Source organism: Enterovirga sp., assembly GCF_035325185.1.
Taxonomy (GTDB): Bacteria; Pseudomonadota; Alphaproteobacteria; order Rhizobiales; family Beijerinckiaceae; genus Enterovirga.
Genome location: NZ_DAOLAJ010000169.1, coordinates 1 through 2,948 on the forward strand (window position 1 = coordinate 1; position 2,948 = coordinate 2,948).

The window sequence follows — 2,948 nt, forward strand, 5'->3', positions numbered from 1 at the left end:
ACCTCTGACCCCCAGATTCGTAGTCTGGTGCTCTATCCAGCTGAGCTACGGGCGCCCATGCTCGCCGAGCTTGATCCGGCGACGAGGGCGTTCGGATAGTGCGTCGGCGGACGCATTGCAAGCCTCTTGCATCGCACACGGGAATAATTCCCAGCCTCAGGCTTCGTCGGGCCACCGTTGGAACTTTTCTGGCCATCCTCACAGGCGCGATGGCGGGGCGGCTCCGAGGGCGGGCTGGCATTCGGGGCAATGGAAGGTCGAGCGGCCCGATTGCACAAGGCGGTGGATGATGCCCCGGCAATGAGGGCGCATGCAGGACTCACCCTCCCGGTCGTAGACCCGGAACCGCTCCTGAAAGGCGCCGGCGCTGCCGTCGACCCGAGCATGGTCGCGAAGCGTCGAGCCGCCGACCGAAACCGCCTCCTCCAGCACCTCCTTGATCGCCGCCGCGAGCAGGGCGGCCGCGGCGAACGGCTTGCCCTTCGGGGTCGCCACGGAGCCGGCCGGCGCCTCAGGTGACAGCCGCGCCCGGAAAAGCGCCTCGCAGACGTAGATGTTGCCGAGCCCGGCCACCAGGCGCTGGTCGAGCAGGGCCGCCTTCAGCGGCGCGCGCCGGCCGGCGAACAGCGCCGCGAGCCGGGCACCGTCGAGATCGGGCCCCAGGGGCTCGATGCCCATCGTCGCGAAAGGAGGCGTCGAATCCAGCCGGTCGAGCGGCAGCAGCGTCATGAAGCCGAAGCGGCGCACGTCATTGTAGATGACGGTCGGACCCGCCTCCATCTCGAAGACGACGTGGTCGTGAGCGGGATGGGGCGGCCGCGTGTGATAGAAGCCGCCAGGCTCCTCGGCCTCGACCGGCGTCTCGACCCGAAAGCGGCCGCTCATTCCCAGATGCATCACCAGGGCCTCGCCGGTGGACAATTCGGCGATCAGATATTTCGCGCGCCGGCGCAGGGCCTCGATGCGGGCTCCCGCGAGGCGGCGCGCGAAGCGGCTCGGAAAGGGAAAGCGCAAATCCGGTCGCCGCAGCGTGACGCGGCCGATACGCCGGCCGACCAGGGCCGGCGCAAGCCCGCGCCTCACGGTCTCGACCTCGGGTAGCTCGGGCATGAACGGGTCTCCCGCCGTCCCGTCTACCGGGCGGGCCCGCTTGCGTCACCCGTCGCGCGGCGGGATGGCGCGTGATAAGACCTCCGTATGTCGCGCACAGGGCAATATGCGCTTCTCTTCGTCAGCCTCGCCTTCGTCGCGGCCGGGATCGGCATGGCCGCCACGGGCGCGGAGGGGGGCTGGCCGGCCATCCTGTTCTTCGGCGTCTGCGCGGCCGTCGCCGCCTGGCAGCTCTGGCCCCGCCTGATCGAGGGCGAGACGAAGGATCCCGGAGAATTGCTGGCGGGTTTCCCCGGCCCCGTCATCCTTCGGATGGGGCGGGGCAAGCCGGCCCTTCTCCTCGCCGCGACCCTCGTCTTCTGGGGCGTTCTCTTGTGGCTGACGCTGCACCGGCCCTTCGATCCCTGGCTGACGCCGATCCTGTGGGCCGGCGTCGCAGTGACCGGCCTCTCCCTTCCCCTCCTGGCGCTCCTGCTGGTCAACGGGGCCTCCCTGGTGCTGACGGCCGAGGGATTCGAAGCCCGCCATGTCTGGAGGCGCCGATTCGTGCGTTGGCGGGACATAGGAGATTTCTCTGTCGGCGAGATTCCGCCGAGCTACATCCCGATCGTCATCTATGACGATGTCACGGCGAGCGGCGCCCTCGCGCGGGCCAATGCCGCGATCAGCGGGCGCAACGCGGCCTTGCCCGACAGCTACGGCCTTGCGCCCGAGGATCTGGCGGAACTGATGAACGGCTGGCGGGGGCGGGCTTTGTCGGGCCGTTGACCGCGCGCGAAGCGCCGCGTGGCGTCGGCCGCTTCTTTTCGCTATTGCCCCCTGATGCAGGACGCGAACCACGGCACGAACCACATGGGCGGCGGGTCGGACACGACGCATTTCGGCTTCGAGGACGTGCCTCTCGGGGAGAAGCAGGGCCGCGTCGACGAGGTCTTCCATTCGGTCGCGCGCCGCTACGACCTGATGAACGACCTGATGTCGGCCGGCCTGCACCGGATCTGGAAACAGGCGCTCGTCTCGATGGCGCGCCCGCCGCGCGGGCGTCCCTACCGCCATCTGGACGTCGCAGGCGGCACGGGCGACGTCGCCTTCCGCATCGCCGAGGCCGGCGGCTCATCGACCTCGGTGACGGTCGCGGACATCAATGGCGGCATGCTGGCGGTCGGGCGCGAGCGGGCGAGGAAGCGCGGCGAGGAGCGGGTCGAGTTCGTCGAGGCGAATGCCGAGGAGCTTCCCTTCGCCGACGAGAGCTATGACGGCTACACCATCGCCTTCGGCATCCGAAACGTGCCGCGGATCGAGCGCGCCCTCGCCGAAGCGCATCGGGTGCTGAGGCCCGGCTCGCGCTTCCTCTGCCTCGAATTCTCGCATGTGGACGTGCCGGGGCTGGACGCGCTCTACGAAGCCTATTCGTTCAAGGTCATTCCGGCCCTCGGCGAATTCGTCGCCAAGGACCGCGCTTCCTACCAGTATCTCGTCGAATCGATCCGCAAGTTCCCACCTCCCGGCCGCTTCGCGCGGATGATCGAGGCGGCCGGGTTCCGGCAGGTGAGCCACCGCCCGCTGACGGGCGGGATCGTGGCCATCCACGGCGGCTGGAAGATCTAGTGGCCGATTCACGGATCGCACCGCCGCCCTCCCCCCGCCTGCGGCGGGGGGGGGGGGGGGGCCCCCCGGCTTGTTTCCGGGGCGAGCCGGGGGGGGGGGGGGGGGGGGGGGGCGGCCCCCCGCCGGGGGGGCCCGGGGGGGGGGGGCCCCCCCCCCCCCCCCCCCCCGCGCCCCGCCCCCCCCCCCCCCCCCCCCCCCCCCGCCCCCCCCCCCCCCCCCCCGCCCCCCCC

At 71.1% G+C, this 2,948-nt stretch carries 3 protein-coding genes; 2 read left to right on the plus strand and 1 reads right to left on the minus strand.

Translation table 11 applies throughout. The annotated features are described in order from the left end of the window. Nucleotides 1–198: 198 nt before the first annotated feature. On the minus strand, nucleotides 199–1,110 hold the full coding sequence (gene mutM / locus PKD06_RS18630) for a bifunctional DNA-formamidopyrimidine glycosylase/DNA-(apurinic or apyrimidinic site) lyase (RefSeq protein ID WP_324382783.1): 912 nt from the start codon (nucleotides 1,108–1,110) through the stop codon (nucleotides 199–201). A gap of 87 nt (nucleotides 1,111–1,197) precedes the next feature. On the opposite strand from mutM, the gene PKD06_RS18635 reads away from it, so the two are divergent. Both PKD06_RS18635 and ubiE read left to right on the plus strand, forming a co-directional pair. Beyond that, entirely contained in the window at nucleotides 1,198–1,878 is a 681-nt protein-coding gene (locus tag PKD06_RS18635; protein ID WP_324382785.1) for a hypothetical protein, read from the plus strand. 54 nt (nucleotides 1,879–1,932) lie between these two features. Continuing rightward, complete coding sequence (gene ubiE / locus PKD06_RS18640; RefSeq protein WP_324382788.1) at nucleotides 1,933–2,718, plus strand: bifunctional demethylmenaquinone methyltransferase/2-methoxy-6-polyprenyl-1,4-benzoquinol methylase UbiE; 786 nt, start codon at nucleotides 1,933–1,935, stop codon at nucleotides 2,716–2,718. Nucleotides 2,719–2,948 lie beyond the last annotated feature (230 nt).